This is a genomic window from Micromonospora sp. NPDC049799, assembly GCF_040656655.1.
Classification (GTDB): domain Bacteria; phylum Actinomycetota; class Actinomycetes; order Mycobacteriales; family Micromonosporaceae; genus Micromonospora.
The window spans coordinates 1-6,258 of sequence record NZ_JBFAMU010000286.1 but is presented as its reverse complement, the minus strand read 5'-3'; the positions used below and the strand labels follow the sequence as shown (position 1 = coordinate 6,258).

Annotated in this window: 4 protein-coding genes; 1 reads left to right on the top strand and 3 read right to left on the bottom strand. The window is 72.8% G+C overall.

What is annotated here, in order from left to right:
- Window positions 1-96: 96 nt before the first annotated feature.
- From AB0I76_RS19985 to AB0I76_RS19975, 3 genes are all read right to left on the bottom strand, one after another.
- Window positions 97-1,176, bottom strand: a complete 1,080-nt coding sequence (locus AB0I76_RS19985) for a 4Fe-4S dicluster domain-containing protein (protein WP_357037413.1) — start codon at window positions 1,174-1,176, stop codon at window positions 97-99.
- Entirely contained in the window at window positions 1,166-4,489 is a 3,324-nt protein-coding gene (gene fdh, locus AB0I76_RS19980) for a formate dehydrogenase (RefSeq protein ID WP_357037411.1), read from the bottom strand. Before fdh ends, AB0I76_RS19985 begins: the two co-directional genes overlap by 11 nt.
- Window positions 4,490-4,794: 305 nt before the next feature.
- Window positions 4,795-5,598: a DedA family protein gene (locus AB0I76_RS19975; protein ID WP_357037408.1), complete on the bottom strand. Its 804-nt coding sequence runs from the start codon at window positions 5,596-5,598 to the stop codon at window positions 4,795-4,797.
- 86 nt (window positions 5,599-5,684) lie between these two features.
- Here AB0I76_RS19975 and AB0I76_RS19970 point away from each other — a divergent pair.
- Window positions 5,685-6,258, top strand: a 574-nt coding sequence (locus AB0I76_RS19970) for a nitrilase-related carbon-nitrogen hydrolase (RefSeq protein WP_357037404.1), incomplete at its 3' end; no start/stop codon positions are given.

Here is a 6,258-nt window from a genome sequence, read left to right as displayed (position 1 = left end):
CACACGGTGCTGCCCGTCCTGCGGCACCGGACGCGTCGGTGGCGTCGAGGCCGTCGCGGTAGCGGCGGAACCGGTCACCGACCGGGCGCTCCGGGATCACGAGGAACCTCCGACGAACGCGGCGACGGCGGCCGCCGTCATCGCCAGGGCGGCCAGGCCGGCCCGCTTCCACATCGCCGGCAGGTCCCGGGTCGTCACCACCGGGTCGGGCGGCAACCCGTACACCTCGGGCTCGTCGAGCAGCAGGAAGAACGCGCCGTCGCCACCCACCCCGTCGGTCGGGTCGTGCCCGTACAGGCGGGCCTCGGTGACGCCCCGCTCGTGCAGGGTGGCGACCCGCTGCGCCGCGCGGTCCCGCAGTTCGTCCAGCGGGCCGTACTGGATGGACTCGGTGGGGCACGCCTGCGCGCAGGCCGGTGTGTTCCCCGCGCCGATCCGGTCGTAGCACAGGGTGCACTTCCACGCTCGGCCGTCGCCCTTGCGCTGGTCGATCACCCCGTACGGGCAGGCGGAAACGCAGTAGCCGCACCCGTTGCAGATGTCCTCCTGCACCACCACCGTGCCGAACTCGGTGCGGAACAGCGACCCGGTCGGGCACACGTCCAGGCAGGCCGCGTGCGTGCAGTGCTTGCACACGTCGGACATCATCAGCCACCGGAAGTCGGTGCGGGACTCGGCGCCGGTCCCCCGGCCCGGTGGCGTCGATGCGGGCATGCCGAGGAACTCCGGGCCCGCCGCCCCGTTCGCGGTCGCGTCGGTGCTGCCGGCGGCCATCCGCGCCGCCGCGTCGGAGGAGCCGGGCGGCACGCCCGGGTCGGTGCCGCTCGGGTTGCCGGTGCCGGCGGCCACCGCCGCCGACGACGCGCTCACCGAGCCACCCGTCGGGGTGCCGGCGAACGGCGGCGCGCGGTGCCGCGCCGGGAGCGGTTGCTCGATGAACGCCACGTGCCGCCACGAGTTCGCGGTCAACGCGCCGGTGTTGTCGTACGACATGCCGAGCAGGTCCAGCCCGGAGCCGGGGACGTCGTTCCACTCCTTGCAGGCCACCTCGCACGCCTTGCAGCCGATGCAGACGCTGGTGTCGGTGAAGAAGCCCATCCGGGGCGGCGCGGAGGTCCAGCCGGCGTCCGGCGCCGGGTCCAGCGGCCCGTACAGGCTGTTCGGGTCAGGAAGCATCGCGGTCCTCCTCCCGGTCGCCGCCGTCGCCGTCCGCGCTGCCGTCGGTGGCGCTGCCGGCGGTGAACGCGCCGGGCGTGAGCGTCGGGGCCGGCCGGCCCGCGACGATACCGGCCTGCCGTTGGTAGTCGGCGACCAGGTCGAGCAGCGCCGGCCCGGTCGGGCGGCGACCCGGCCGCACGTCACAGGTGCCGACCTTGCTCTCCTGGATGAGCACGTTCGGGTCCAGGGTGATCCCGAACAGGTCGTTGGCCGAGTCGCCGGTGACCAGGCCCTGGAACCCGAAGTGGTACGGCAGCCACACCTGGTGGATCACGCGGCCGTCCACCCGCAGCGGGCTGAGCCGGTCGGTGACCAGCACCTTCGCCTCGATGACGGCCCGACCGCTGACCAGGTGCGCCCAGCCCAGGTGGTCCAGGCCGACCTCGGCGGCCAGCTCCGGGGACACCTCGACGAACATCTCCGGCTGCAACTCCGCCAGGGGGCGCACGTTGCGGCTCATCGCGCCGGCCGTGTGGTGCTCGGTGAGCCGGCTGACCGTGAACACGTACGGGAACACCTGACTGTGCTCCTGCGGTGGGCTCGGGTTCACCGAGTTCGCCGGGTGCGCGTACACTTTGCGGGTCGGGTTGGCCTGCTGCCGGTACAGCGGGTTGCGCACCGGAGACTCGGCCGGCTCGTAGTGCGTCGGCAGCGGCCCGTCGAGCACGCCGCTGGGCGCGTACAGCCAGCCCTTTCCGTCGCCCTGCATGACGAACGCGTCGTCACCGGCGATGCCCTCCGGACCGGCGGCGCCCTCCGGCGGGCGGTACGTTGGCGGCTTCGTCTTCTCGAAGTCCGGCACGTCGTACCCGGTCCACTCGCCGGCCTCCGGGTCCCACCACACGTAGCGCTTGCGCTCGCTCCACGGGCGGCCCTTCGGATCGGCGGAGGCCCGGTTGTAGAGGGTGCGCCGGTTCGCCGGCCACGCCCACCCCCACTCCGCGGCCACCCAGTCCTGCTCGTGGCGGCTTTTGCGGCGGGCGGCCTGGTTGACGCCGTCGGCGTACACCCCGGCGTAGATCCAGCAGCCGACGGCCGTGGACCCGTCGTCGCGGGCCTCGGCGAAGGACGACAGCGGGCGGCCGGTCGCCACCTCGTACCCGTTGATCTCGCGCAGGACCGCCTCGGCGCTCGGCTCCGCGTGCGGACCGTGCGTGGGGTAGTCCCAGGCCAGGTCCAGCAGCGCCCGGTCGCGGGGGTTGGTCGAGCCGGCCAGCCTCTCCCGCAGCTTGCGCCCCAGGTGGTAGAAGAACCACAGCTCGGAACGGGCGTCGCCGGGCGGCTCGACCGCCTTCTCCCGCCACTGCACCAGGCGCTGCGTCTGGGTGAAGGTGCCCTCCTTCTCCACGTGCGACGCCGCCGGCAGGAAGAACACCTCCGTGCGGCACTCCTGCGGCACGATCTCGCCGGTGGCCACCTCCGGCCCGTTCTGCCAGAACGTGGCACTCTCGATCATGAACAGGTCGCGGACCACCAGCCAGTCGAGGTTGGCCATGCCCAGGCGCTGCGCCCGGCCGTGCGCCGAGCCGACCGCCGGGTTCTGCCCGAGCAGAAAGTAGCCCTTCACCTTGCCGTCGATCATGTTCAGCACCTGCTGGTAGGTGCCGTGGTCACCGGTCATCCGCGGCAGGTAGCCGTAGCAGAAGTCGTTCTCCGGCGTCGCCGCGTCACCCCAGTACGCCTTCAGCAGGCTCGCCGCGTACGCCCGGGCGTTGCCCCAGAAGCCCTTCTGGCCGGGGTGCCGGATGCTGTCCACCCACGCGTCGAACGTCGGGTGGTCGGCGTGGTGCGGCATCGGCAGGTAGCCGGGCAGCAGGTTGTACAGCGTCGGGATGTCCGTCGACCCCTGGATGGAGGCGTGCCCGCGCAGGGCGAGGATCCCCCCGCCCGGCCGGCCCATGTTGCCGAGCAGCAGCTGGATGATCGCGCCCGTGCGGATGTACTGCACTCCCACGCTGTGCTGCGTCCAGCCCACCGAGTAGATCAGGCAGCCCGTGCGCTCCCGGCCCGAGTTCTCCGTCCACGCCCGGGCCAGCTCCAGGAACCTCTCCTGCGGGATGCCGCAGACGCGCTCCACCATCTCCGGGGTGTACCGGGCGAAGTGCCGCTTGAGGATCTGGTAGACGCAGCGCGGGTGCTGCAGCGTCTCGTCGCGCTGCGTCGCGCCGCCGACCGGGGCGCCGTGCGACTCGTGCTGGAGACCGGCCGCGCTGTCGCGCTCCTTGCCGGTGTGTCCGCTGCCCGAGTCGGTCTCGTGGCCCGCGTACTGCCAGCTGTCCTGCACGTAGCTGCCGGTCTCCGGATCGAACCCGGAGAAGAAGCCGTCGCCGTCCTCCGTGTCACCGAACCGCTCGCTGACGATCGTCGCCGCGTTCGTGTACGCGAGCACGTACTCCCGGAAGTCCAGCTCGTTGGTCAGGATGTAGTTGACGACGCCGCCGAGCAGCGCGATGTCCGACCCGGCGCGGATCGGCAGGTAGGTGTCCGCGACGGCGCTGGTCCGCGTGAACCGCGGGTCGACGTGGAAGACCCGGGCGCCGCGCCGCTTGGCCTCCATCACCCACTGGAAGCCCACCGGGTGGGCCTCGGCCATGTTCGAGCCCTGGATGACGATGACGTCAGCGTTGGCGACGTCCTGCTGGAAGTCCGTCGCACCACCGCGACCGAAGCTGGCCCCCAGACCGGGGACGGTGGCGGAGTGTCAAATGCGGGCCTGGTTCTCGATCTGGAGGGCCCCCATCGCCGTGAACAGCTTCTTGATGAGGTAGTTCTCCTCGTTGTCCAGCGTCGCCCCACCCAGGCTGGAGATGCCCAGCGTCCGGTTGAGCGGCCGGCCGTCGCCGTCCACGTCCTCCCAGGTCTCCTCGCGCGCCGCGAGGATCCGGTCGGCGATCATGTCCAGGGCGACGTCGAGGTCCAGGTCCTCCCACTCGGTCGCGTACGGCCGGCGGTAGCGCACCGTCGTCTCCCGCAGCGGGCTGGTGACGAGGCTCCTGCTGGCCGAACCCTTCGGGCAGAGGCGTCCCCGCGAGATCGGGCTGTCCGGGTCGCCCTCGATCTGGGTGACCCGTCCGCCGGAGTGGAACACCCGCTGTCCGCAGCCCACCGCGCAGTACGGGCACACCGAACGCGCGACGCCGTCGGCGGTCTCCGTGCGGGCGGTGAGGTCGGCCGAGCGGGCCGACTGCGCGGCAGCACCCCGGCCCAACGGGTCGGCGCCGGTGAGCTGCCGGTAGACCGGCCAGCCCTCGATGAAGGTCCGCAGACCCATCGCGCCACCTCCCCCCGGCCCCGAACGCCGACCCCTCGAACATAGGGCAGCCGCCCGGAGTCCGCGAGTCAAAAGTACGGAGACAGTGCCGCCCCGGGGCCCTGACGGGCACCGGGGCGGCACGAGGTGTCGGTGTGCAGGTCGCCTCTCGGCGAGTGGCACGGCGCGGCTCCAGCCGAACGGTATTCCGCGACGGCGATTTAGGTGAGGCCCGGGGACACTGGACACACCGACACCCGACTCAACACGCTACCCCGACTCCGCCTTCCCCACCCCCACGTGACGGACACCACGCCCGACCGCCGTCAGCGGACGCCGTCGCGGTCACGCGACGAGGGCGCGTCGGACCAGGCACTGCGGTAGAGCGTGCCGCGGCCGGCGGGGTCGGGCACGCCGTGCGGCCCGACGGGTGGCGTCTCCGGTTCCACGGGGACGGCGGCCGCGCGGCGGGTCCGGATGATCCGGGACACCACGAACCAGCCGACAGCCGCCACGACCGCGAGGATGACGACGTTCTGGAGCACGCCCACGTACCCCTCGACGAGGTGCCAGTTGTCCCCGAGCAGGTACCCGGCCATCACGAACGTGCTGTTCCAGATCAGGCTGCCCAACGTGGTGTAGACGACGAACGTCCGCACCGGCATCCGCTCCACCCCGGCGGGGATGGAGATGAGACTCCGGAAGATCGGGATCATCCGCCCGAAGAACACCGCCTTGGTGCCGTGCCGCAGGAACCACTCCTCCGTGCGGTCGACGTCGGTGAGCTTCACCAGCGGCAGCCGCTCGACGATCGCCCGCACCCGCTCCCGGCCCAGCGCCGCGCCGATCCAGTACAGGGCGAGGGCGCCGACCAGCGATCCGAGCGTGGTCCAGAAGATCGCGCTCACCACGCTCATCCGGCCCTGGCCGGCGACGAAGCCAGCGAGCGGAAGGATCACCTCGCTGGGGATCGGGGGGAAGAGGTTCTCCAGGGCGACGGCCAGGCCCGCGCCGGGTCCGCCGAGCCGCTCGACCAGATCGGTGACGTAGCCGACCAGGCCGTCCTGCGGCGGAGCGGCCTCCCCCGTGGTGGTGCCGGCGGCGAGCAGGACGTGCGCGGTGCGAGACATGGGCTACACGCTACGAACCGTTCCTGAGAGCCCGCCACGAGGCCCACCGCCTATGCTGCGGGTCGTCGCGGGGAGAGGAGCCGACGGTGCGTACGTCGTTGCGGATCGCCGTCGCCCAGCCACCGTGCCGGGCGTACGACGTCGCCGCGAACGCGGCCCACCACGCCGCCGCGGTCCGGGCGGCCGGCGCCCGGGTGGTGGTGTTCCCCGAGCTGTCTCTGACCGCGTACGAGCTGGACGCGCCCGTGGTCGCCGAGGACGCTCCGCGGTGGGCGGCGCTGGTGGCGGCGTGCGCCGACTCCGGCAGGCTCGCGCTGGCCGGCGCACCGGTGCGCGGCGCCCACATCGCGACGCTCGCCGTGGACGGCGCCGGAGCGCGGGTGGCGTACCGGAAGATGTTCCTCGGTGGCGCGGAGCCCGGCCGCTTCTCCCCCGGCGAGGCCCCGGCGGTGCTCGACGTCGACGGTTGGCGGCTCGGCCTGGCGATCTGCAAGGACACCGGCGTGCCGGAGCAGGCGGCGCGGACGATCACGCCCGGCGTCGACGTGTACGTGGCGTCGATGGTCGACCTGGCCCGGGACGCGGCGGTCCAGGACGAGCGGGCGCGCCGGATCGCCACCACACGCGGGGTGCACGTGGCGGTGGCGAGCTGCGCCGGGC